Raw genomic sequence first — 21931 nt, 5'->3', positions numbered from 1 at the left:
TCAAGAATATGGATATTAATAAAGACTCCGGCGTCGAATACTGGAAAAAACTGGTCGTTATCCTCTGTTTCGGTTGGGTCGCCATCTGGATTTATCGTACGGTATTAACGCCGATTTATCCGGAAATTCAGTCTGCACTGGGAAACATCAGTGATACTGAGATTGGTTTCATTGCCACCTTCTATTTTGCTGCCTACTGTGGCGGACAGGTGCCCGCTTCGATTGTGGTAGAGAAAATTGGTCAAAAGCTCACCCTGCTGATTGGTTTTAGCCTATTTACCATAGGTACGCTGGTTATTGCCAATGCGCCGGTGGTCAGCGTCGTTTATGCTGGTTCATTGCTTTCCGGTCTTGGCTGTGCTTCTTTCTTCTGTTCGGCCTATTCGTTGTCTGGTGAACACGTGCCACAGGAAAGGCGCGCTTTTGCTTCGGCGATTGTGAACAGTGGTTCTGCAGTGGGTATGGGTATTGGTCTGGTCGGCTCCAGTGTGCTGGTCAAGAGCATGAACCTGGCGTGGAACAACGTTCTGTACATCTCGGCTGCTATCATTTTTGCTATGGTTATCGTTTTTGCGCTGGTGATTAAACCGCACCAAAAGACAGCTCCGGCTGATACAGCGAGTGCAAATGCCGCTTCTGCAGAGGAAGAGTCGTCAGGCGCAAGCCTGCTGAATCCTCAGCTGGTCGCAGTATACTTCCTGTATTTCTGTACCTGTTATGGTTACTACATGATCGTTACCTGGCTGCCTAGCTATTTGCAAACAGAACGCGGTTTTGAAGGAGCGGCGATAGGCGGGGCATCAGCTCTGGTGGCAATGATTGCGGTTCCGGGGGCATTGTTCTTCAGTTCTCTGGCGGATAAGTTTAAATCGCAGGCGATTAAGCTGGTGATTGCTTTGGAAATTGCGGCTGCCTTGATGCTTACCTTTACGGTTCTGGCACCGAACACAACGGTGCTGATGATCAGCCTGATCATTTATGGTTTCCTCGGCAAGATGGCACTTGACCCGATCCTTATTTCCTACGTGACGGAGCGAGCGCCTAAAGCGAGAATGGCACGGGCCCTGGCGGTATTTAACCTGTCCGGTATGTGTTCTTCAATCATTGCACCACCGTTAACCGGCTTTATCTCAGACATCACCGGCTCTAAAGCGATGGGTTTCTACCTCTCGGCAGGCCTGTTGGTGACCGGTGCGATTATCTTCACGCTAATTAACCTGAGGGCGAATGTAAAAGCTACCGTCCAGACGGCCTAATATCGCTTTGAAACAACGGGTCCGGTGGCGTTATAGGCAACCGGGCCTTTTTTGATCCGAGCAAACTCCCAGTTAAATACGCTATCGCCGATATGGCCATAGGCTACCAACTTTCTCCGGGGGATGCGGTTGAAGTGCGGCGCTGACTAATCGCCGCTCCCAACACGTTTTCAGCCACGGTGATTAGTGCTCGGCAAAGTAGTCGATCAGGGTTCTCCGCCACTCCCGGGATTCCCTGATCTGCAGTAAGGCGCGATTGATCTCTTCCTCGTAGCGATTATTTTCGGTGAGAATAAAACCATAGTTTTGTTTTTCTAACTGATACGGCAACACTTCCAGATGAAGATACTGACCGTTGGCCTTTGCGCTGCCTATCATATATTTAAGCACCACATCGTCGGCTACGACGGCTTCCACTTCCTCGCGCTCCAGCGCCCGGAGCAACGATTCGGCATCCTCATAGGTCTGATGACGAATACTGAATGCACTCAATAAGCGGGAGGCGGTGGTCGCGACTTTTGCGCCGACCGTGACATTAGCTAAGTCGTTAATGCCCCGGATTTGCAGGTTGGTCTGTTCCAGGGTCAGTTTACTCGCCAGCAACGCCGTGATACTGGCGATGAACAGGGTGGTGAATACCGCCATTAAAACGGCCAGAACTCTACCTGGTAAGGTCCGGAATTCGAAATAATTAAACGGACCACGAGTAACAAAAAACAGCCCCAGGATGAAGCCTTCGATCACCTGGCCAAAGCGGCTTTTGGCGGAGTATAGCTTGTCGTTGGTTTTACGTTCCAGGTAATAAAAAACCGCACCGACGATGGCCGCGAAACAAGCGATTGCCAGGATGATAAACCATAACTTGCTGTTGGTGGCTATCGAAGCAATCACGTTCCAGTAACCCTGGTTTTTGACCGCAATCGCTAAGTGGGTTTCATAAAAGGAGTGTGAAAAATCCGCGTACAGCTCTCGCTCAGGCGTAATTGAAATGCATGATACGCCGATATCGATGTCGTTATTTTCGATCGCGCTCAGTAGCTGCTTGAGCGGATAGTGTTGGTACTCAATCTTCACATCGAGATGGCTGGCGATCTGGTCCCACAGTTGGATGCTCAGACCGTCATAGTCTGCTGATGGGCTGGTAATGACGAACGGCGGGCAGGGGTAAGTGCCCACTTTCAATGTTTGCGCCTGAGATGGCCCGGCGAGGAAACATCCGGCACAGAGCAGCAGACCAACACTAAACCTGCAGAGAAAAAAACGCATCGATAAACATCGCATGTTCACCTCCTCGTCGTGAGGCGATCGAAGAAATCTTAAGGCAATAGATGCAAAGTCGCCGAACCAGCTGGCGCATTATGGCTTTTCAAGCTTTCGAGTGTTTCGATACACCTTCGTTATTTGGGGTCTTTTTAATTATATACCCAGTCGACGCGGGGCGCGTGTTCGACCGTTCAGGGGGTGGTTCACCGAAGCGCCCGGGAGGAGGAAAGCGCTTTGGTGAACACAAATGAACCTGGGCTAAAGTCCGCCAGAGATGGTCACTGTGCTGCCTGAGTGGGCTGTTGGGTCAGTTTCTTTTTTTGCCGTTCCCGTTTCGATAGCCATACCAAAGGAACCACAATCATGATGGTGCCGATGGCCATAAAGATATCGGGTTGCTCACCAAAGCAGATAAAGCCGACAACCACGGCGCCAATCAGGCCGCTGTATTCGGCGCTGGCGATTTTGTTGCTGTCGATTGAGCGGTAAGCCAAGACACACATTGCAGCGTAGGTCATGATGAAAAAACTTGAGCCTGTTGCGGCAGGCAGAGCACTCCAGTCCCACGGCTGGTCTTCAAGTACAACCAGCGACAGCCCAAGTGGCATCCCGGCGAGGTTGGACATTAGCAGCGTATGGGTGACAGACTGGTCAGCGGGCAGCTTGCGGATCAACAAGTTGTTCACCGCCAGGGTTATCGCCACGACCAGAGCGGCAATCGCTGCCCAATCGATCTGATCCGGACGAATGATAACCAGGACGCCGGCAAACCCCATCACGGCCGCAGAAATGGATTGGGAAGAGAGCTTTTCGCCGAAAAACAGCGCTGCCAGCGGTAACATGATCAAAGGTGCCGCATAAAAAATCGCATTGGCGGTCGCCAAAGGCAAAGAGGCGATGGCGAAGATCATTGCCACGGCACCCAGCAACCAGACATGGGCACGGACTATGTGCCACTTTAAGCCATGTCTGAATGGTACGGGTTTGGTCAACAGATAGACCGGTAGCAAAAAGACTACCGCAGAGAGCTGCCGGAAGAATACAAACTGAAAAGCAGCGACGTCGTTACTGACACTTTTCATCAAAGCATCGGACAGGACAGCAACCAGGTTTCCGACGACCAGCAGTAGCATCGCGGTGCCAACAGATGTGATTTTCACTTTAAATTTCTCCCATTTCTTTGCGCAAGGGTAGGGGATGTCATAGGATGAAGTGAAATGATATTTATTGTTTTTAGTATGAGATATTTCGATAATGAAGTTGCCACCGTTAAGAGCGGTCCACTGTTTTGAGTCGGTCGCCAGGAATCTGAGCTTTTCTCTGGCAGCGGAAGAGTTAAGTGTGACCCAAAGTGCCGTCAGTCATCAAATTCGCTTGCTGGAAGATTATTTGGGTGAAGTGCTGTTTATCCGTCAGGGGCGGAAACTGTCTTTATCGGATACCGGTCAGCAGTATCTGGAGGCCATCAGCCCCGCCATCGCGGCGATTGCGATGGCCAGTCAACGGGTCACCGAGGGAGAGAAAGGCCATTTGCGTCTGGCGATATACAGTTCATTGGCCGTGAAATGGCTGATCCCCCGCCTGGCGGATTTTAAACGCCACCACCCGGAGATTGAGCTGACGCTGAACATGGTCGCGTGTGACCCAGACCATACCGATAGCGTCGGTGACTGCTTTATTACAGTGCAGCCACCTAAAGGGAACTACACCGGGGAGCAGTTATATGATGAAACCCTCCAGCCGGTATGCAGTAAGAAGATTTGGCGGGAGCTGCAGGGGCAACCGCTCCCGGAGGCTCTGTGGCAATACCCGTTGCTGTCGACAGACTCGGTGTTTAATCAACGCGGTAAAGACTGGCAAGAGTGGGCGGCTGCCGGGGGCGTGACTCTGCCTGCCGATGTTGATATGCAGCATTTTAGCCACATGCTGCTGGCGATTGAAGCGGCACGTTATGATCAGGGTATCGCGTTTGCCAACGAATACATGCTCAATGAGCGCGACAAGGCGCAAGATCTGGTTTACATCCCCAGCCATGGGCTGGATACCGGCGACAGTTTTTACTTCACCTATAAGAAGCGCCGTGCCAAACAGCCGGAGATCATTAAATTGTCCCGTTGGCTGAAACAACAATGCTTGTAAAAAACCGAGCCTGGGGATGCTCGGTTTGACTTAGCTTATCAGCAGCTGTGCCTGTTGCCGGGTCAAAGAAGCTATTGCTTAGTCAGGTGGTACGAGGTGGCCAGCTCACCGGTGATTCGTTGACCGTTAATATCCAGTTTCATCAGGATATTCTCGCCAACAAAATATTGATTTGGCTTGTTTTCTTCTCTGAGTGTGACAATGCTGCCCGCTTCATTCCACTGAAAATGGCCTTCAGAGGTTGTTGCACCGCTCTCCTGGTCAATATAACTCTGCAGCAGAAGGTAAGTCCCATCCTGGTTCAGCGTCAGACTGACGTTGATCCCGGCGCAGTCAGCACAAGGTAATCTGCCGGTATAAGTGCCATTCCAGTCCAGGGCATTTCTGGCGTTGTGGGCAGAGTCTACGGCTATCGCAGGTGCTTCGGGGGCAGCCTCAATGTCCTGAGGGGGAGCGACCGGGGTGTCGCGGGTCGGCTTTTCATCCTGACAGCCGGTCAGTATCAATACGGCACACGATAGGGCCAGTATGGTTTGTTTCATTGTATTCCTCTTTTATGCTCAGGGTGACTAATATGCTTAAAGATATAGTAGTCATATTTGGTGAACCTCGGTTAGAGGAAAGCAATGGAATGGCAATATTGGTCTGTAAGCGGCCAAGTTTTTTCATTTTTGAATAGATATGCCTCATTGAGCCTTTGCATCGCCGGTGGTTGTCTATTTTTGCAAACTAAGTTATTCGCAGTATTGGATACCTGTTATTGGCATATGCCAATAATGGGCGTATGCTCTAAGCTGACAAAAGAGAGGCAGCATGGTCAGACCCAAAATTGAACGGCGCGTATGCGGGCGCGCGGCACATCACTGTTTTAAGCCTAATGGTGTGCCATTTACGCAACTCAAATCAGTAAACATTCTGCCAGAAGAGCTGGAAGCATTGCGCCTGGCTGATATGGAAGGATTGAGCCAGCAGCAGTCGGCTGATCAAATGGGGATATCGCGGCAAACCTTTGGCAACATCGTCAAACAAGCAAGATGGAAAGTCGCCAGTAGTTTAGTCGAGGGGCATGCTTTAGTTTTTCCTGACCCGGAGTCCAAACAATGATTTATGCCATTCCTAATAATGGTGAGCGCATCGCGAATCACTTTATTAAAGCGCCATATATCGCTATCTATTCCGACAGCGAGGGTTTGTTGCACAACTTAGCTAATCAGGCGGGAGCGCCCGAAGCAGGGTGTGCGGCCAAGTCAGAACTGTTACGCACACTAGATCAGTATCAGGTTACTCACGTATTGGTGCGCAATATTGGTGAACGTGTGTTGGCTAAGTTACTTAAGCGCGGTAAAAAGGTATACCGGCTGAACCGGGGAGGGGTGCTTAGTGAGGCATTAAGCTTGCCGAGCGAAGCCTTGTGTGACGCTTCGCAGGGACGTCCTTCGCTCAAGCATAAGCAAAAAGGCGGATGTGGTGCTGGTGGGTGTTGCGGCAAATCCCGTCAACCCGCATTAGTCATGCGGCCACGCCAGCTGACTAAGCGGGCACGAGGCTCTATGTCACCGACTATACTCAAGTTTAGTGATCTGCAGGATTGAGGAGGGGAGTGATATGGTCTGGTTGTTGGCGTTCCTGGCCTTTTTGCTGGTGATCTTGTTGATGTCACTTGGGGTGATAGTAAGTAACAAGCGCATTAAGGGCAGTTGCGGTGGCCTGGGTAATGTCGGGGTCGATAAAGTCTGCAACTGTGAAACCTCGTGTAGCGAACCAGAGCGCAGGTTGTACCAAATTGCTGAGCCTAGTTCTTCGAGTGAGCATTAAGCCTTGTCTGCCACTTCGGTAACGTTCGGCGAAACCACTCAAGGTATCTGCTGGTCTGCGGCTTTTGTCTGGAGACCAGTAGGTTAGCCACTTCAATGACTTGTTTTCCATTACATTCGGCAAGAAATACCTGGGCATTGCCCATTTGGCTGAGTTCACCTGTCGACATCTGAGTTCCGTTTTATCCTGGGTGATTCATTTCCCACCTTTGGTGGAGGAAGCACTGTGTGATGTTCTGCTATACCGTTTTAACTGGTGTGTATTGTTGCTCCAGTTGTTTAAGCGGCAGAGGTTTACTGAAGTAGTAGCCTTGCAGTAAATCCACGCCAAGACCGCTTAAGCTGGTGGCATGTTCTGCGGTTTCCACTCCCTCTGCAACTACGCGATAACCCAGACTCTGACCCATCTGGATCATTGTAGCGACAAAATTCAGATTAGATTTATCACTAATGATATCGGCGATAAAAGAGCGATCGATTTTCACTTCACTTAACGGCAACTTTTTCAGCAGTGACAGCGAGGAAAAACCAGTGCCAAAGTCATCCAGTGAGATGGCAATTCCTGCCTCATGCAGGGTTTGCAGGGTCTGTACACACAGCTCGTAATCTGCGACCGCCGCGGTTTCGGTGATCTCAATACAGAACATAGAAAGCGGCAAGTGGTAGTTGAGGATGGTTTGAATCACTTCGTCGGCAAAGTAGGGTTGAATGAGCTGTTTGGCACTGATATTGATCGAAACATGGTTGACGGAGCGTAACCATTCAGAGCGCTGTATATCGCGGCATACGCGATTTAAAATGTACTCCCCTAAGCGGTGGATGATCCCGGCTGCTTCAGCAATAGCGATAAACTGGCTGGGCGGAACCATCCCCAGCGACGGAGAGTGCCAGCGTGCCAGCGCTTCTACCGCGATGACCTGTTGGGTTTTATCACACAATTGAGGCTGGTAATAAACATCAATCTCTTGGTTTTTCAACGCTTGTTTGAGCTGGCTTTCCAGCTTAACCAGACGCTGGGTGCCGTTTTCCATTCGTACGTTGTAATGCACAACTTTACGACCACCTAACTGTTTGGCCTGATACATGGCGATGTCGGCTTTTTTGATCAGCTCGGCAGAGCTTTTGGCGTCACAAGGATAAAACGCCACCCCCAGGCTGCCCTGGCTGGTAAGTTCGAACTCTTCAAACACCATCGGTTTTTCGATAGTGCGCAAAATCAGGGTTGCCAGCTGGTTGGCCTGCTTAATGTTGCTAACGTTACAGAAGAACAGAAACTCATCACCGCCCAAGCGCGCGATAGTGTGTGGCTGGGGGACAACTTGTTGTAGCTCTTTGGTGATGTGGCGCAGCAGAGCATCTCCGATATGATGGCCGAACGAGTCATTAATCATTTTAAAGCGGTTGAGATCCATCAGCATCACCGCGCGAGGCTGACCGGGATAAGTGGCGATGTGTTGTTCGATCTCGTCAATCACTTTGCGTCGGTTCGCGACACCGGTGAGTGAATCAAAATACGCCATCCGGTGAATTTTTGCCGCACTTTCCCGCTGTTGGGTGATATCGGTCATTGAGCCGATAAAACGCACGGCGTGACCTTGTGCGTTACGCACGGCTGAACCATTGGCCTGCACCCAGATATAATCGCCATCGAGCTTCCTGAGGCGAAAATCGGTTTTAAACGGAATATCGTTGAGCAGGTGGGCCTGAATGCTCTCTTCAAGGCGACCAAGGTCATCGGGGTGAATAAATTGAAATAACTCATCGCAATCAATGTAGCGCTTTTGCTCGGCATCAAGGTTGCCCAGCATGTTCAGTAACCGACTGTTCCAGCGTAATTTATTGCTGGTTAAGTCCCAGTCCCAGATACCATCGTTGGAGCTGTTGGAGACGACTTTGAGTTGCTGAAGTAGTTGTTGGGAGTTTCTTTGCCGGATGTTACTGGTATTTAGCAAGGCATCGCGCTCAATAAATAGCGACAACATATCAAGGTAGTTATTAAACACCGACTGGGTACCGATGTTCTGTGTATCACTCAGTGAGTCGACCACTGCGACCAGTTGCCACCGCTGTTTTTCGCCGGTGGCAACCGGCATGACCGTGGCAACATAATGCTCGCAACCTTCAAGGAATGGAAAGTCGCGGATATCATCAGAGGCAGTGGTTGCTTGCGGCAGGGCTTTAGGCTGGGTCATTCCCTGTTCCACCCAACTGGTGATCATATACTGCTCTTGATCGCAATGGGCCAGGCATGCCCAGTCAAGATTGTTTCCGTACAGGCTCTGAGCATCTAAGATGGAGTTGAAACCATTCTGGGCCTGAGAGTAAAAGTTCTCAAAAATTTCAGCTGGTGAGCGTCCTTCCACATTCAGCAGTGCATAGCGGGTAGAGGTCTGCGATTCCTGCGAGATGAGGGAAACATCTGCATTTCCACACGACTCGCGAACGACGAGCTTTTGTGCCACCTGATTGATTTCAGGTGAAAACGGGGCGCCGTTAATGCGTTGCAATGCCCGCAGGAAAGCTTGTTCTGCTAACAGTTCTAACTGCTGATCGGCGGTGGTGAGTTTGGGGTGGGTTTGTTGACCAAAAAACACATTGTCGATGCCCACAACCGCAACATCATCGGGAACAGAAACGTTGAGGTGGCGGAACTGTTCAATCATGCCGATGGCATTATGGTCTGTGGCACAAATGATCGCACTGCAAGGTGAGCGTTTGTGGGTGAAGGTGACCGCCGCTTCCCGGCCTCCGGCGAGCGAGCAGTTGCTCACACAGAAAAAAACGTCCGGATCAAATACGCCATGGTGTTCATTGACCGCATGCTGGAATGCCTTAAAACGTGTGCGCACGTCATTAACGGATAAGTCACCACAAAATCCTATCTTTTCATGCCCTTGCTGGCGTAGCCACTGATATAAGGCCTGTACGCCATCGTGTTGTACACTGCAAAACTGTTCGACGTTAAGCGGCGCATAGCTGGCACCTAACGAGAGTACTGGTATGCCTTTCTGGAGGGCCTTTTTTACCAGTTGATCGGAAGCCGCGTGCAACACCACCATTAAGGCATCCAGGTGGTGCAGGGCAACAGGCAAGTCAAAGTCACTGCGCCGGCCACTGCGGATGAATAGTAGGTTAACCCCATACTGCTTAGCCATTTGGCGCAGCGTGGCGTTAAGCTCTCCCATATAAAAACCGCTCAGCATCGGAATAATGATGCCAATCGTCGGACGTTTAGTGGATACAAGTTTGTTCATTTGAATCAGTAAATTGAATGGTAATCAAAAATGTTATATCGCCCCGTTATGGTTGATTGTTATATGAGGCAGCATGTAGTTACACATTAAAGGGAAAAATGTTAAAACCAAAACAAACGCATCTGAATTGTTAGTCGGCGCACGTTTAGTAGTGGAGAAGGGGTTATCTCACCGGCAATCAGCAAGAATTTGTTGGCTTCAGCGCTCATTTTGTCTTGATGTTGCCGGTTGGTTTTACGCAAAATTGCAGGCCTTGTCTGATTTTTGCTGTGCGGTTTTTGGTACTGGCACGGTTAGCTTCTACGCTTAACTTTCATACTAAGCAAGGAGAGTAAACATGGCAGTTATCAAACAGGACATTCCGCATCGCGTCACGGTGTATCACGACAACTCAGAGCAAGAACAACAATTGAAAAGTGCAATGTTGCCTGAAAAGCCCCGTTACTTTAATGGGTCTCCGACCTACCGGGCGGAAAGCATTGAAGAGTTTCAAAGCAAGTTAGATCAGATAGGTATGTCACTGGAAAAATAGTGCGGGTATGACGGTGTCGCGCCACATTGAGCGACGCCCTATGAGCAGGTTTATGCTTGTACAACGGGCGGTTACATAATGAGGGGAGTGCATTCAATGCACTCCCCTTACTGTTACGGTTATTGAGATAGTGAGTTATGGCAAACCTGCTGCTGTATGGCCGGTGGTGCCGGCTCATAGTGACTGAGGGTCATATTGAAACTGCCTTCGCCTCCGGTGAGAGAACGTAAGCGCTGCGCGTAATCCTGCAGTTCGTTGGCTGGTGACTTGGCTCTGAGCATTGTGAAGTTGCTGTCGATTGGTTGGGTTCCCTCAATCAGCCCACGATTGCCGGACAGATCACCGGAGACATCGCCGACGTTGATGGTCGGAATATGCAACTCCATCTGGACGATAGGTTCCAGGACGATTGGATCTGCGTTGTTGAAGGCGTCCAAAAAGGCCTTTTTACCAGCAATCACAAACGCAATTTCTTTTGAGTCCACCGAGTGATACTTGCCGTCATAAACCGTGACTTCAACATCTTTGATTGGGTTACCAGAGATGGCCCCTTCTTCAATAGCCTGGATAATGCCTTTCTCTACCGCCGGGATCAATGCAGTCGGGATGGCACCGCCCACCACTTTGTTGACAAACTTAAAGCCAGCGCCCCTTTCAAGTGGGCGTACCTTAAGCTGCACTTCACCAAACTGGCCGGCACCGCCACTCTGTTTCTTATGGCGGTAATGACCTTCTGCCGGCTTGGTAATGGTCTCAAAGTATTCAACGCTCGGCTGACTGGTTTCCACATCCAGTTTGTATATGTTCGACATTTTTTCCAGTGCCACCTTGAGGTGGAACTCTCCCTGGCCGCTGATGATGGTTTCATTGGTCCGGGCGCGGTGTTCAATCCGCAATGAGGGATCTTCACTGGTGATTTTATTCAGTACGTCACTCATTTTCTGTTCATCGCCGCGTTTTGTTGGCCTCAGGCACAGTGAGTACATTGAATCCGGGAAATTGAGGGTTTGTAGCTGCACGCCGTCTTCATCGTGGGAGTCGTGCACAATCGAATCAAACTCCAGCTCATCAACTTTGGCCAGGACACAAAAATCGCCAGCCAGTGCTTTGGGGATCTCATGGCGGTCTTTACCTTGTAACTGATATAAATGGCTCACTTTAAATGCTTTATTATTTTCACCGATAAAGAGCTGACTGCCGGCGTTGATCTCACCTTGATAGACCCTCAAATAGGCTAACTTACCCATATAGGGATCAACGCTGACTTTATAGACATGGGCGACACTGTGCTCAAGGGTTTCACAGTTCACCCTGACCTTATGGCCGTTTTTCTCCAGCAGAGGCGGATTACCTTCATTAGGCATTGGCATAATTTCTGCCAGTGTTCTGAGCAGCAATTCGATCCCGGCACCGGTTTGGGCTGAGGCAAAACAGATCGGAATAACGTGTCCGGTGCGTAGCGCTTCTTCGAATGGGTCGTGCAACTGTTCCGGGGTCAGTTCTGAGCCCTGCTCCAGATAGAGTTCCATTAACTCTTCATCGACTTCAATTACCTGATCAATCAGGGTTTCATGCGCCTGACTGACGGTTGATAACAGGGTGTCACGTTCCAGTTCTGGCTCGAAGTAACAGTCGACGACGGATTGGCCGTCCAGAGCTGGTAAGTTAATTGGCAGGCAGTTATCACCAAAGTGATCGACGATTTTCTCCATCACGGACTCAAGTTGGTCGGCGCTGTTGTCGAGCTTATTGATGATGATCATCTGGCATTTTTGCTGCTCTTTGGCGAATCCAAACAGGCGGTCGGAAGTCTGGTTGAGCGACATTTGTGGGTCGATCACCAGTGCCGAGGTTTCCACGGCGGGGAAAATGCTCAAGGTGCGGCCGAGCAGTTCACTTTGTCCGGGGGTGTCGATGATATTAAGCCGGTGTTTGTGCCAGGCAAGTGCAACCGGAGTCGCTTCAATGCTGTGCTGATACTGAATGGACTGTGGATCAAAATCGGTTACAGTGTCACCCTTTTCAATGCTGCCGAGGTGAGATGTCGCGTGACAGGTGTAAAGTAGCTTTTCGATCAGAGTGGTTTTGCCTGTACCCGTTTGACCAACAATAGCAATATTGCGGATTTTATTAATAGGCATAGAGCCTCCTTGCAAGATGACGCGGGGAACAACCTGATAACAGGTTACGAACTGCCGGAGTCGGGCGGGTTTACCGCCTTATCGTCTTCCATGTCATTTTTCGGATGACTCTATGCATAAAACAAATCACCTCGCTGATTACTTTCAACAGAGTGTTTACAAGATAAGCATGCCGCAATCCTTATGTATTTTATGTGATACATTTCATGTGGATGAGGTTTGTTGCTTAATCTAGATCATGAAAATGAAGTTACCTGGTTTAGCAGGTTGTTCAGCTATCTGATCAGTGTAGATAATTATTCTTCGGAGAGGTAACCAAGCTTACTTCTGTCATGGGCTTAACCGCGGCTGGTTAGTATCGTTGTGTTTTCTGCCTTAACAGGGGCGTACCTGGTACCGCACTGTTGCCTCAGGTAAACTTGAGCTATCGATCAGATGGTTGAATAAGGAGTCAGGGATGGACATCAGTGTCGGAGAGGCCTCGAAGCGTTCAGGCGTCAAGGTGTCAGCACTGCATTTTTATGAGCAAAAAGGCTTGATATCGAGTTGGCGCAACCAAGGCAACCAGCGACGTTATCACCGCAGCGTGTTGCAGTGATCAAAGCGGCTCAGCAGGTTGGCTTGTCATTGGCTGAGATCAAACAGGCCCTGGAGGCGCTGCCTAAGCATCAGGCACCGAACAAAGCCGAGTGGGAAGCGATGGCGGGCCGGTTGGCACCAATTGCTGGAACAGCGTATTCAGAAGCTCAAAACGTTACAAACCGATTTGGGCAGCTGCATTGGCTGTGGGTGTTTGTCGCTTGATAGCTGTGCCCTGCGTAATCCGGATGATGTGCAGGGCAGGCAACATGTGGGATCGAACCTCAGCACGGATGAGTAAACTACTCTTTGTCGAAACTGTCGACGATGATGGCACCCATCGACGCTGGCATGGTAATGACAATGATGCGCTTAAACGCAGTGAGCGGATCGGTCAGAAGGGGCAGTTTGTCGATACAGACCAGAACCAGAGCCACGACGATCGAAGCAATAAAATAGGCGATCACCACCCGGAAAATAAAGCCAGCAATGCGGGTACGAATATTTTGCTGAAAGACGCTTTGGTAGGTAAACAGGCTGAGAAAAATGACGGATAAGCCGAACAGCAGCAATAAATTGGTCAGGGGGAGATTTTCGCCGAGCCGCCAGGCTTCCTCCGAAAACGAAATCGGTACTGCCAGCGCAAAAGCGCCAACCAGTACCTGACTGGCATCTTCCATATTGAAGTGGCTGCTCATGGCTAATCTCCTTCTGCTTCCTGCTCGTTACGCATCTGTACTCGGATGAAGCAGTTGCTCAAAACGCTCATGGCCGTGGAGCATTTCAAGATCTTGTTCGTCTGCCAGTAGATCCCGTATTGACGGACTGGCGTTAATGGCGCGTTCCAGATCCTCGATGGCTTGCTCTTCAATACCTAAACGAGCATAGGCACAAGCACGTTGATACAGGGCCGGGCCATTGCTATCGTCAACTTCGAGCACACGGTTACACAGGCTCAGTGCCCAGTGATATTCATTGATTTCCATCGCAGCATCCGCTTTGTAGGTGAGGGCTTCTAGGTCACCCGGGCGGATCAGCAAAATCTCATCATAGATTTCTATGCGCTGTTCCGGGGTTTGTGAACTCTGCGCACGTAGCCATAAATTATGGATTTCATTAATTTTTTCAATCTCTTTGTTGTTCTCAGTGATAATGCGCGTCTTACGTTTTAAATCACGCTCCAGAGCAACGAACTTCTTCTCATATTCCTGGGCGATTTTCTCCAGACGTTTGTCGGCCATTTCCTTGGTGTTATGTTTAAACTCGCGCAGTGATTGCCAGCCAACGAAGGCGATCAAGGACGCGACACCGGCAATAATGTAGAAGAAGTAGGTTACGGTGACATTGGCATAGTTTAATGACTTATCGGCCACTTCCAGCTCGCGATCGGTTATTTCTACGATCATTCTGCGCTCTAAATCCTGTTGCTCTTGGCGCAGTGATTTGAGCTCGTCCAGAATATAGCGTTCCATTAGTGGCCTATCCAGCAGATCAGATTCGGCGTATTTTTTTTCAGCGGCCAGCGCCGGAAAACTGAGGATCAACGCGAGGAAAAGTCCGGTAACAACACGCATAGCAGGTCCTTAAAGTCAAAAGTGGGTTGCTCAAATGAAACCATAACAAATCGGGACCAGGGTTAGCAAAACTGTTTGTTTTTAAACGTTAATTGAATGGCGTTATGGCATTGTTTACTTAGAGCTGATCTTCAATCGGTAGCAGGCCTGAGAACCAGGCGCCAATTTTGCGCCATACACTTGCCTCTGGTTCTGAGGTATGGATTTGGCCGGTTTGATGATCTTTCCAGGCAATGTTGCCGTTTTTTAGTACAATTTGATACGCGCCCTCACGCAGTTGCTCCGGTAGTACCGACAATGACTGTAGAACGAACTCTGGCTGGTCAATGACAAATGCCATTTCGGTATTGAGTGCCGCCGAGCGCGGATCCAAGTTCATTGAGCCGACAAACAGGGTGCGCTTATCGATGAGCATGACCTTGGCGTGCAGGCTGGAACGGCTGCTGCCGGTCAGGCTCCAGTCATTTTTGATTTTCGCACTGGCTTTGATCTCCCACAGTTTGATCCCGGCCGCGACTAAATCCTGACGGTATTTGGCGTACCAGCCGTGTACTGCAAAGACATCATTGGAGGCGAGGCTGTTGGTGATGATGGTGATATCAATCCCGCGCTGTGCCGCCTGCGTTAGTGCCTGGGTGCCGGATTCGGTGGGGACAAAGTAGGGCGAAATCAGTACCAACGAATGCTTAACCTGGCCTAATAGCTCGCTCAGGTTTTCAACCAACTGGCTTTCCTGAGTGGCGATCTTATCGGGTAAGTCAAACCAGATTTTGCCATTGCCCCATACTAAGCTGAGATTGTGTTGCTGCAACTGCTGGTAGAGTTTGAGGTCGGTAAAGTTATATCGGCCCGTTGAGAACTGCTTTTCTAACTGCCATTCTTTGACCATCTCCTGAATCGCTTTGTCGCTGACTTTCTCTGCCTCTGGCGTGATCCATGCCATCGGGATGGCATACGGGCTGTTCCAGTACAGGTCAAACTGATCCGCCGTCTGTTGCACCGCTTGCCCATAGAGCATCACATCGAAGTCGCCGAATTCGACATTGGATTCAAAAGAGAAATATTCATTGCCGATGTTACGGCCGCCGACAATCGCAGTAACGCTGTCGGCGGTCAGCGATTTATTGTGCATCCGGCGATTTAAGCGTGTGAAGTCGCTGGCCATTGCCAATACACGGGCATTACGGTACTGGTGAGGGTTAAACAACCGGATTTCGATATTCGGGTGTGCGTTTAACGCCGCCATACCGGCATCGTTGTGCGTTTGCATGTCATCGAGTAACAAGCGTATGCGTACGCCACGCCTGGCGGCTTCATATAAACGCCAGGTGATGAGCTGGCTGGTCTCATCATTACGATAGATGTAGTACTGCAAATCGAGGCTTTTTTCTGCGGACTCTATTAGCGCGATGCGGGCGAGTAAGGCGTCATGTCCCTGGGCTAAAGGATAAAAGCCGGTTTCAGACGATCGGTCATGCAAATCCGTGGCAAAAAAATCCGCCAGAGTTGATTCTGATTGGTAGCCAAAATGAAAACTGGTGCTTTTTTCACTCGGATTGCGTGGCTCGATGGACGCGCAGGCGGTTAATAATCCAAATATGCAGGATAACATCAGGCTCCGGTGGAAAAACTTAAGCAATGATCCCTTCCTTGTTGGTTAATCAACGCGATGATAGCTTTTTTTCAGTGGTTAGAATCAATGATAGGCCAAACTCTGGCGAATTCAGTCGGCAAATAAAATCATGTTTTGAACTAATGGATAGTATCGAATTGGTTAATATCACTAATAATTGGCAATAATGGCTAATTGCTGACTGGGGTTGTTAGTTCCATTTGTTTAACTGATTGAAATATAACATTAATTTTCTGGCATTGTGTTTGCTTGAATAGGGTGAGCGTAATGGGGAAAACCTTGCTATTCTGGTTAACTATTTGTTAATTTCAAGTCCGTTGCTATGGATGCATTTGCCTATTCATAGTGATGGCGTCAAAGCAGGCGTTTCTGTTACGCGCGGTTGTCTATTTCAGATGCATATATGCGTAAATCTCTCCGGGTAGCGATAGCACCTATAGCGGCTTTTTGCCACACGGTGCCAGCGGGCTGGATGAAAGCGCAACTACAACAATAAAAAGGATTTTCAATGTTAGCAAAACCCATATTTCGTTGGCTCCTGCCCTTCATCATTCTTGGTGGTTCATATGGTGGCTATGTGGCTATTGCCGCCAGTGCACCGGAGAAGCAAGAAGAGAAAGCCATAATGTCAGAACCGACGGTACAAATTTCGGCGCTATTCCCAACCGACCACAAAGTGGTGATCACCAGCCATGGGGAGCTGGTGCCGTTTGAAAAAACCCATTTGTCTGCCCAGGTCAGTGGTGAAGTTGTGAGCTGGCATCCCAATTTTGTTACTGGCGGTGTGGTCAAGCGTGGTGAGGTGCTCTTCACGATTGAAACAGAAGATTACGGAGTTGCGGTATTACAGGCAGAAGCTAGTCTGGCCAGTGCCCGTGCGCTACTGATTGAAGAAGAAGCCAAGGCAGAAGTTGCTAAACGTCAGGCGAAAAAAATCAACGATCAACCCGTGTCGGATCTTTATCTGCGCAAACCACAAGTGTTAAGTGCTCAGGCTAAGGTGAAGTCGGCCCAGGCGGCGCTGAAAAGTGCCAGGCGCGATTTAGCGAACTGTCGTGTTGTTGCCCCTTACGATGCATTAGTCGTTGAGCGGGAAATCGGGGTTGGCCAGTTTGTTACGGCTGGCTCCCGGGTTGCGGTTCTTAACAACATTGAGGTGGCGGAAGTGCATATTCCGATTGCCGGTTTCGACAGTGTTTTTCTCCCTGAAGCGTTCAATAATCTCACCGCCACGGTTACACAGCAAGGAATTTTCGCGACGACCCGAGAGGGCAAAGTGGTGCGTGACCTCGGCATGATCGACAGCGCGACACGGATGATCAACATGGTTATCCAGGTCGAAGATCCGTATGGGCTGAACAGCAATCAGGCTGCGATTAAGTTTGGTTCGTATGTTGAAGTCAGCTTTGCCGGTAAAGAGCTGAAAAATATCTATCGCTTGCCGCAGGAACTGGTCAAGAACCGAACCGTATGGGTCGTAAATGACGACAATCAGCTTCAGTCGAGAACCGTCAAGGTGTTGCGTGCTGAAGGTGAGTTCCTTTTAGTCGGTGACGGGATCCATAACAGCGATCAGCTGGTGCTGACACTGCCGGAATATCCGCAACAAGGCATGGCGGTTAAGGTCGCAAAACAGAATGACGATACCAATACCGTCGTACAATAAGCAGGAGTTCGTCATGGAAGAGACTAAAGAAAAGGGCATCATTGCCTATTTTGCCAATAATTCCGTTGCGGCTAACTTGCTGATGGTGTTCATCATCATCATGGGTATCGTCAGCTTTATGTTCATTCAGCGGCAGATGTTTCCCAATATTGAGTTCAACTACATCAATATCCGCGCCGCTTATCCGGGCGCATCGCCTCAGGAAATTGAAGAGAGCATATTGGTTAAGGTTGAAGAGTCAATCAAAGATGTTACCGGGATCAAAAAGACCGTGGCTCGTGCGTCACGTGGCAGTGCGTATGTATCGATTGAGGTAGATGTCAACGCGGATATCCAGCAAGTGTTGGATGATGTCAATCAGCGCATTGATCGGCTGTCTAACCTGCCAGCCGGTATGGAGCCAATAAACGTTTATCAGGTGGAATGGCGCCAGGAAGTGATTGAAATGGGGTTAGTCGGAGATCGGCCGCTGGAAGAGCTGAAACCGATAGCCAAGCAGGTCGAAGATGAATTGCTGCAATTGAAAAATGTCATGTTGGTCGATTTGAATGCGCCGGAAGAGGAGATTGCGATTGAAGTCGATCCGCTGGTACTGCGTAAGTATGATCTGACCTTACATGATATCAGTAACGCCATTCAACGTTATTCCGCCAACTATTCTGCCGGGGAGGTAAAGACCAACTCAGGCATGATTGCGGTACGGATTGAGAACCAGTATTACCATGGTGATGAGTTTCGGAACATCCCGGTAAAGCTTGGTGCCAACGGGGCGAAGGTGTTGCTGCAGGATATTGCGACGATTAAAGACGGGTTCACCGAAGAAGATCGCTACTTTGAGTACTCAGGTCAGAATGCGATTTATTTAGCAGTCAAGGCGACCCGTGAGCAAAACATCATGCCGGTTGCCGAGTCGGTACGTAACTACATTGAAGCTAAGAACAAAACGTTGCCTGATGATGTCCAGCTCAAGATCCTGGTCGACATGACTTACTACCTCAATGGGCGCCTTGACATGATGTTGAAGAACTTGTTGCAAGGTGCGGTTTTGGTGGCCCTGATGCTGACGATTTTCCTGCGTTTTCGTTTGGCTCTGTGGGTAATGCTTGGCCTGCCGGTGTGTTTCCTCGGTGCGGTAATGTTGATGCCGATGCTTGGCATTACCATTAACATTGTTTCTTTGTTCGCCTTCATCATGGTGCTGGGTATTGTGGTTGATGATGCGATAGTGATGGGCGAGAGCGCGTACAGTGAAATTGAGGAAAATGGCGGCGGTGTTGAGAATGTTGTACGCGGGGTCAAGCGCGTAGCGACACCTGCTACTTTTGGTGTTTTGACTACCATTGCGGTGTTCGCACCATTTCTGTTGTCCAGTGGGGTCGACAGCGCGTTCTTTTACGGCATTTCCGGCGTGGTGATTTTGTGTCTGATTTTCAGTTTAATTGAATCGAAACTGATTTTACCGGCGCACTTAGCGCATACCCACTTTAAACCGATCCCGCCTGGTGGACGACGTGATCGTTTCAACCAACATTTCTTCGGCTTTGTTTATGGTCCTTATCGCCGTTTTGTCCAGTTATGCACCCACTGGCGCTGGTCTGTGTTTGCGCTGTTTTGTGGATTATTAGCCATTAGTGCAGCATTGGTGAGTGCTAATTACGTACGGGTGATCCCAAACCCGAAAGTGCCGACGGACTATCCGGCGATCAGTATTGAAATGAATGACACGGTGTCGAGTGAACAGACCATCAATGCGCTGAAAACCATTGAAGCGGTTATCCAGGATGTGGAGTCACAAACCATTAAGGAGCATGGCCAGGGCATGCTCCGCGATGTACTGTCGTATAACCGCAGTCGCACAGAAGGCCGGTTGTTAGTGCCGCTGGTGGATGAGGAGCTCAGGCCGTATAACACTTTTGAGCTGGCACGGCGCTGGCGGGAGTCTATGCCGACCATTCCCGGGATGAAGAGCGTTAAAATCCGCGACCAGAGTGCAGGGGGGGGCGACCGTGATGAGTTTGGCTATTTGCTGTTTGGTTCAGACATCAACCAACTTAACCAAGCCGGCCGGTATTTGATCGAACGTTTACAGCAACAGGAAGGGCTGTACGACATTTCGTCGTCGATTGATTCTGGCAGCAAAGAAGTACTGCTGTCGTTAGCGCCGGTGGCTTATGATCTTGGCCTGGATCTGACCATGATTGCCCAGCAGGTAGGTGGCAGTTTTTACGGCGGTGAAGCCCAGCGGATCATCCGTGACGGCGAAGAGATCAAAGTGATGGTGCGTTATCCACAGCTGACGCGTGAAGCGTTCTCTTCCTTGCGTTATGCGGTGATCACCACGCCGTCAGGCAAGAAAGTCATGCTGGGTGATGTGGTGCAGATCAAAGAGCAGCCCGGCGTTAGTACGATTCGCCGTGAAGGTGGGTACCAAACGGTGTATGTGTATGGTTCGATTGATGAAGAGCGGATCGAGCCACAAGAGGTGGTGAAAATCATTGATGAAAGTATCCTGCCGGAACTGAAGACCCGGTTCCCTGGGGTCAAAACCCAGTTGGGTGGCGACGTTGAAGAGCAGGCCGCTCAGCGTAATGAGCAGGTGTTGTTCTTTATTGCCGGGATGATTATCGTTTATATCCTGCTGGCGGTGCCGCTGAAGAGCTACACCCAGCCATTAATAGTGATGTCGGTGATCCCCTTCAGTCTAACCGGAGCAATCTGGGGCCACTATTGGTTCGGGTTGGATCTCAGTATGATGTCGACGTTCGGTTTGATTGCCGCCGCAGGGGTAGTGATCAACGATTCATTGGTGATGACCGATTATGTTAACAAGGTCCGGGAGAAAGGGATGGCGATCAAACAGGCGGTCGTCGAAGCAGGCTGTGCGCGTTTTCGTGCCATTACCCTCACTTCTATCACGACATTTGCCGGCGTGTTACCGATCATGTTTGAAACCAGCCTGCAGGCCAAGTTTGTGATCCCAATGGCGGTGGCGCTGGGGTTTGCGGTAATGTTTGCCACGATACTGACACTGGTACTGGTGCCATGCCTGTACCTGATGCTTGAGGATATTAAGCGTATTTTGCAGGCATCACAGCGTTTAGTCGTACGAAAGTTTAGGCGTGCGGATGATAAGCCAAGATCGCCACAACCGGAGCCGCAAAGTTAATTTGTCGTTCAGACCTGAGCATAAAAAGCAGCCAATCGGCTGCTTTTTATTTTATGCTTCAGTACTGCGGGTGTAATACCAATCTACATAAGTATCTGATCATTCTTGCTGGTTAAAATCGCTGATAACTATGTTGTAGATTTGGTAATTAGAATAACTAGTTAACCGAAATCTACGCCTTGTTCTAAGCGATTTTTCCTGCGCAATTATCTGAACACCTAATTATCCAGATTGGTATAAGGCTTCTATAGTTAACAGTGTCACTATTAACGACTCATTCAGTATGAGTGGTCAATTTTGCTCATAGTGGGTTTGATTTACCACACTATTAATCGCTAAGGCTTGTGCTTTCAATTAAGTGTCTGATAAATAATTGAATTTTAAGTTGGCATCCTATGTGCAATATAGCATTGCAATCAATCTGAATCACTAAGCGCAAGGAGCTTACTATGCAACGTGTACTTCTTTCTATTTTTGGTCTTATTGCTGTCATGGCCTCACCAATCACTGCTGCCGACACGTTAGATAAACAAGCGTGGCGTGCGGATCTTGATCAGGATTTTACTGAGATGAAACAGGAAGCGGTGGCTGATATTCAACAGATGAATATGGATGCAATTGACACGCGCGATGAACGGGTTGTGCAGCGTATTAAACAGCAGCAAGAGCAGTTGGTAAATGCCAACTGTGATAAAATCCTGTCAGGCAAATCCTGAACAATGCGCAATGAAGTGCGATGTGAATAAGCGGTAAGCAGCGGCTATATTGGCCGGTTTGCCCGCGTTGTCTGGCTGAGTTTTTGCCGGGGTTTAAAAGAAAAAAAACCGCAAGCGGTGAGCCTGCGGGCGAAAAAAGGGCACCATTTGGTGTCTATTCATTTTGGAGATGGCCGAATGTCCTTATCACACTGATAA

General features: G+C 49.5%; 18 protein-coding genes and 1 pseudogene. 10 read left to right on the top strand and 9 right to left on the bottom strand.

The window, feature by feature from the left end; genetic code table 11:
• The first annotated feature begins 8 nt into the window (after window positions 1-8).
• Window positions 9-1256 (top strand): MFS transporter, encoded by a 1248-nt coding sequence (locus P2G85_RS04560; protein WP_275862936.1) that lies wholly within the window; start codon window positions 9-11, stop codon window positions 1254-1256.
• Between the two features lie 183 nt (window positions 1257-1439).
• Here P2G85_RS04560 and P2G85_RS04555 read toward each other — a convergent pair whose 3' ends face one another.
• Together P2G85_RS04555 and P2G85_RS04550 are read right to left on the bottom strand one after the other, a co-directional pair.
• The gene (locus P2G85_RS04555; RefSeq protein WP_275862935.1) at window positions 1440-2537 is read right to left on the bottom strand and encodes a transporter substrate-binding domain-containing protein; all 1098 of its coding nucleotides are present in this window, start codon (window positions 2535-2537) and stop codon (window positions 1440-1442) included.
• A 260-nt stretch (window positions 2538-2797) separates the two neighbouring features.
• Window positions 2798-3679 (bottom strand): DMT family transporter, encoded by an 882-nt coding sequence (locus P2G85_RS04550; RefSeq protein ID WP_275862934.1) that lies wholly within the window; start codon window positions 3677-3679, stop codon window positions 2798-2800.
• A 94-nt stretch (window positions 3680-3773) separates the two neighbouring features.
• Between P2G85_RS04550 and P2G85_RS04545 the strand changes: the two genes are divergently transcribed.
• On the top strand, window positions 3774-4658 hold the full coding sequence (locus P2G85_RS04545; protein ID WP_275862933.1) for a LysR substrate-binding domain-containing protein: 885 nt from the start codon (window positions 3774-3776) through the stop codon (window positions 4656-4658).
• 71 nt (window positions 4659-4729) lie between these two features.
• On the opposite strand, the gene P2G85_RS04540 is transcribed toward P2G85_RS04545, so the two are convergent.
• Window positions 4730-5200: a copper resistance protein NlpE gene (locus P2G85_RS04540; protein WP_275862932.1), complete on the bottom strand. Its 471-nt coding sequence runs from the start codon at window positions 5198-5200 to the stop codon at window positions 4730-4732.
• 271 nt (window positions 5201-5471) lie between these two features.
• On the opposite strand from P2G85_RS04540, the gene P2G85_RS04535 reads away from it, so the two are divergent.
• From P2G85_RS04535 to nqrM, 3 genes are read left to right on the top strand one after another with little or no spacing between them, the layout of a single operon-like run.
• The gene (locus P2G85_RS04535; RefSeq protein WP_275862931.1) at window positions 5472-5762 is read left to right on the top strand and encodes a DUF134 domain-containing protein; all 291 of its coding nucleotides are present in this window, start codon (window positions 5472-5474) and stop codon (window positions 5760-5762) included.
• Window positions 5759-6250 (top strand): NifB/NifX family molybdenum-iron cluster-binding protein, encoded by a 492-nt coding sequence (locus P2G85_RS04530; RefSeq protein ID WP_275862930.1) that lies wholly within the window; start codon window positions 5759-5761, stop codon window positions 6248-6250. The genes P2G85_RS04535 and P2G85_RS04530 overlap by 4 nt, the downstream gene beginning before the upstream one ends.
• A 13-nt stretch (window positions 6251-6263) precedes the next feature.
• Window positions 6264-6473 (top strand): (Na+)-NQR maturation NqrM, encoded by a 210-nt coding sequence (gene nqrM, locus P2G85_RS04525; RefSeq protein WP_275862929.1) that lies wholly within the window; start codon window positions 6264-6266, stop codon window positions 6471-6473.
• Here nqrM and P2G85_RS04520 read toward each other — a convergent pair.
• Window positions 6451-6642, bottom strand: coding sequence for a hypothetical protein (locus P2G85_RS04520; RefSeq protein WP_275862928.1), 192 nt, complete (start codon window positions 6640-6642; stop codon window positions 6451-6453). The two genes, nqrM and P2G85_RS04520, sit on opposite strands and share 23 nt — an antisense overlap.
• A 69-nt stretch (window positions 6643-6711) precedes the next feature.
• Complete coding sequence (locus tag P2G85_RS04515) at window positions 6712-9726, bottom strand: EAL domain-containing protein (RefSeq protein ID WP_275862927.1); 3015 nt, start codon at window positions 9724-9726, stop codon at window positions 6712-6714.
• 337 nt (window positions 9727-10063) lie between these two features.
• On the opposite strand from P2G85_RS04515, the gene P2G85_RS04510 reads away from it, so the two are divergent.
• Window positions 10064-10258 carry a hypothetical protein gene (locus P2G85_RS04510; protein WP_275862926.1) on the top strand — a complete coding sequence of 65 codons (195 nt, stop codon included), beginning with the start codon at window positions 10064-10066 and terminating at the stop codon, window positions 10256-10258.
• Between the two features lie 119 nt (window positions 10259-10377).
• Here the strand turns inward: P2G85_RS04510 and fusA are convergent, their stop codons facing one another.
• Entirely contained in the window at window positions 10378-12399 is a 2022-nt protein-coding gene (gene fusA / locus P2G85_RS04505; protein WP_275862925.1) for an elongation factor G, read from the bottom strand.
• A gap of 457 nt (window positions 12400-12856) precedes the next feature.
• Here fusA and soxR point away from each other — a divergent pair.
• Window positions 12857-13279 (top strand): annotated as a pseudogene (soxR, locus tag P2G85_RS04500) (redox-sensitive transcriptional activator SoxR).
• 1 nt (window position 13280) lies between these two features.
• On the opposite strand, the gene P2G85_RS04495 reads toward soxR, so the two are convergent.
• The 3 genes from P2G85_RS04495 to P2G85_RS04485 all read right to left on the bottom strand — a co-directional run bounded on the left by P2G85_RS04495 (window position 13281) and on the right by P2G85_RS04485 (window position 16164).
• Window positions 13281-13676, bottom strand: coding sequence for a DUF2391 family protein (locus tag P2G85_RS04495; RefSeq protein ID WP_275862924.1), 396 nt, complete (start codon window positions 13674-13676; stop codon window positions 13281-13283).
• 27 nt (window positions 13677-13703) lie between these two features.
• Window positions 13704-14552, bottom strand: coding sequence for a hypothetical protein (locus P2G85_RS04490; protein ID WP_275862923.1), 849 nt, complete (start codon window positions 14550-14552; stop codon window positions 13704-13706).
• A gap of 118 nt (window positions 14553-14670) precedes the next feature.
• Window positions 14671-16164, bottom strand: coding sequence for a phospholipase D family protein (locus P2G85_RS04485; RefSeq protein ID WP_275863071.1), 1494 nt, complete (start codon window positions 16162-16164; stop codon window positions 14671-14673).
• Window positions 16165-16693: 529 nt separating this feature from the next.
• Here P2G85_RS04485 and P2G85_RS04480 point away from each other — a divergent pair.
• The 3 genes from P2G85_RS04480 to P2G85_RS04470 all read left to right on the top strand — a co-directional run bounded on the left by P2G85_RS04480 (window position 16694) and on the right by P2G85_RS04470 (window position 21733).
• Complete coding sequence (locus P2G85_RS04480; protein ID WP_275862922.1) at window positions 16694-17851, top strand: efflux RND transporter periplasmic adaptor subunit; 1158 nt, start codon at window positions 16694-16696, stop codon at window positions 17849-17851.
• A gap of 13 nt (window positions 17852-17864) precedes the next feature.
• Window positions 17865-21017: an efflux RND transporter permease subunit gene (locus P2G85_RS04475; RefSeq protein ID WP_275862921.1), complete on the top strand. Its 3153-nt coding sequence runs from the start codon at window positions 17865-17867 to the stop codon at window positions 21015-21017.
• A gap of 449 nt (window positions 21018-21466) precedes the next feature.
• On the top strand, window positions 21467-21733 hold the full coding sequence (locus P2G85_RS04470; protein ID WP_275862920.1) for a hypothetical protein: 267 nt from the start codon (window positions 21467-21469) through the stop codon (window positions 21731-21733).
• Window positions 21734-21931: the final 198 nt, after the last annotated feature.

This window comes from Vibrio sp. CAU 1672 (assembly GCF_029223195.1).
Taxonomy (GTDB): Bacteria; Pseudomonadota; Gammaproteobacteria; order Enterobacterales; family Vibrionaceae; genus Vibrio.
Note: the sequence above shows the minus strand (reverse complement) of the source record. Positions and strands in the feature narration are given on the sequence as shown.

Excerpts from the sequence above, each read along its gene's own strand:
- P2G85_RS04520 (WP_275862928.1), bottom strand. The coding sequence starts at position 6,642 with ATGTCGACAGGTGAACTCAGCCAAATGGGCAATGCCCAGGTATTTCTT.
- P2G85_RS04485 (WP_275863071.1), bottom strand. The coding sequence starts at position 16,164 with ATGTTATCCTGCATATTTGGATTATTAACCGCCTGCGCGTCCATCGAG.
- P2G85_RS04560 (WP_275862936.1), top strand. The coding sequence starts at position 9 with ATGGATATTAATAAAGACTCCGGCGTCGAATACTGGAAAAAACTGGTC.
- P2G85_RS04545 (WP_275862933.1), top strand. The coding sequence starts at position 3,774 with ATGAAGTTGCCACCGTTAAGAGCGGTCCACTGTTTTGAGTCGGTCGCC.
- P2G85_RS04510 (WP_275862926.1), top strand. The coding sequence starts at position 10,064 with ATGGCAGTTATCAAACAGGACATTCCGCATCGCGTCACGGTGTATCAC.
- P2G85_RS04540 (WP_275862932.1), bottom strand. The coding sequence starts at position 5,200 with ATGAAACAAACCATACTGGCCCTATCGTGTGCCGTATTGATACTGACC.
- P2G85_RS04515 (WP_275862927.1), bottom strand. The coding sequence starts at position 9,726 with ATGAACAAACTTGTATCCACTAAACGTCCGACGATTGGCATCATTATT.
- P2G85_RS04555 (WP_275862935.1), bottom strand. The coding sequence starts at position 2,537 with ATGCGATGTTTATCGATGCGTTTTTTTCTCTGCAGGTTTAGTGTTGGT.
- P2G85_RS04535 (WP_275862931.1), top strand. The coding sequence starts at position 5,472 with ATGGTCAGACCCAAAATTGAACGGCGCGTATGCGGGCGCGCGGCACAT.
- P2G85_RS04530 (WP_275862930.1), top strand. The coding sequence starts at position 5,759 with ATGATTTATGCCATTCCTAATAATGGTGAGCGCATCGCGAATCACTTT.
- P2G85_RS04480 (WP_275862922.1), top strand. The coding sequence starts at position 16,694 with ATGTTAGCAAAACCCATATTTCGTTGGCTCCTGCCCTTCATCATTCTT.
- P2G85_RS04495 (WP_275862924.1), bottom strand. The coding sequence starts at position 13,676 with ATGAGCAGCCACTTCAATATGGAAGATGCCAGTCAGGTACTGGTTGGC.
- nqrM (WP_275862929.1), top strand. The coding sequence starts at position 6,264 with ATGGTCTGGTTGTTGGCGTTCCTGGCCTTTTTGCTGGTGATCTTGTTG.
- P2G85_RS04475 (WP_275862921.1), top strand. The coding sequence starts at position 17,865 with ATGGAAGAGACTAAAGAAAAGGGCATCATTGCCTATTTTGCCAATAAT.
- fusA (WP_275862925.1), bottom strand. The coding sequence starts at position 12,399 with ATGCCTATTAATAAAATCCGCAATATTGCTATTGTTGGTCAAACGGGT.
- P2G85_RS04470 (WP_275862920.1), top strand. The coding sequence starts at position 21,467 with ATGCAACGTGTACTTCTTTCTATTTTTGGTCTTATTGCTGTCATGGCC.
- P2G85_RS04490 (WP_275862923.1), bottom strand. The coding sequence starts at position 14,552 with ATGCGTGTTGTTACCGGACTTTTCCTCGCGTTGATCCTCAGTTTTCCG.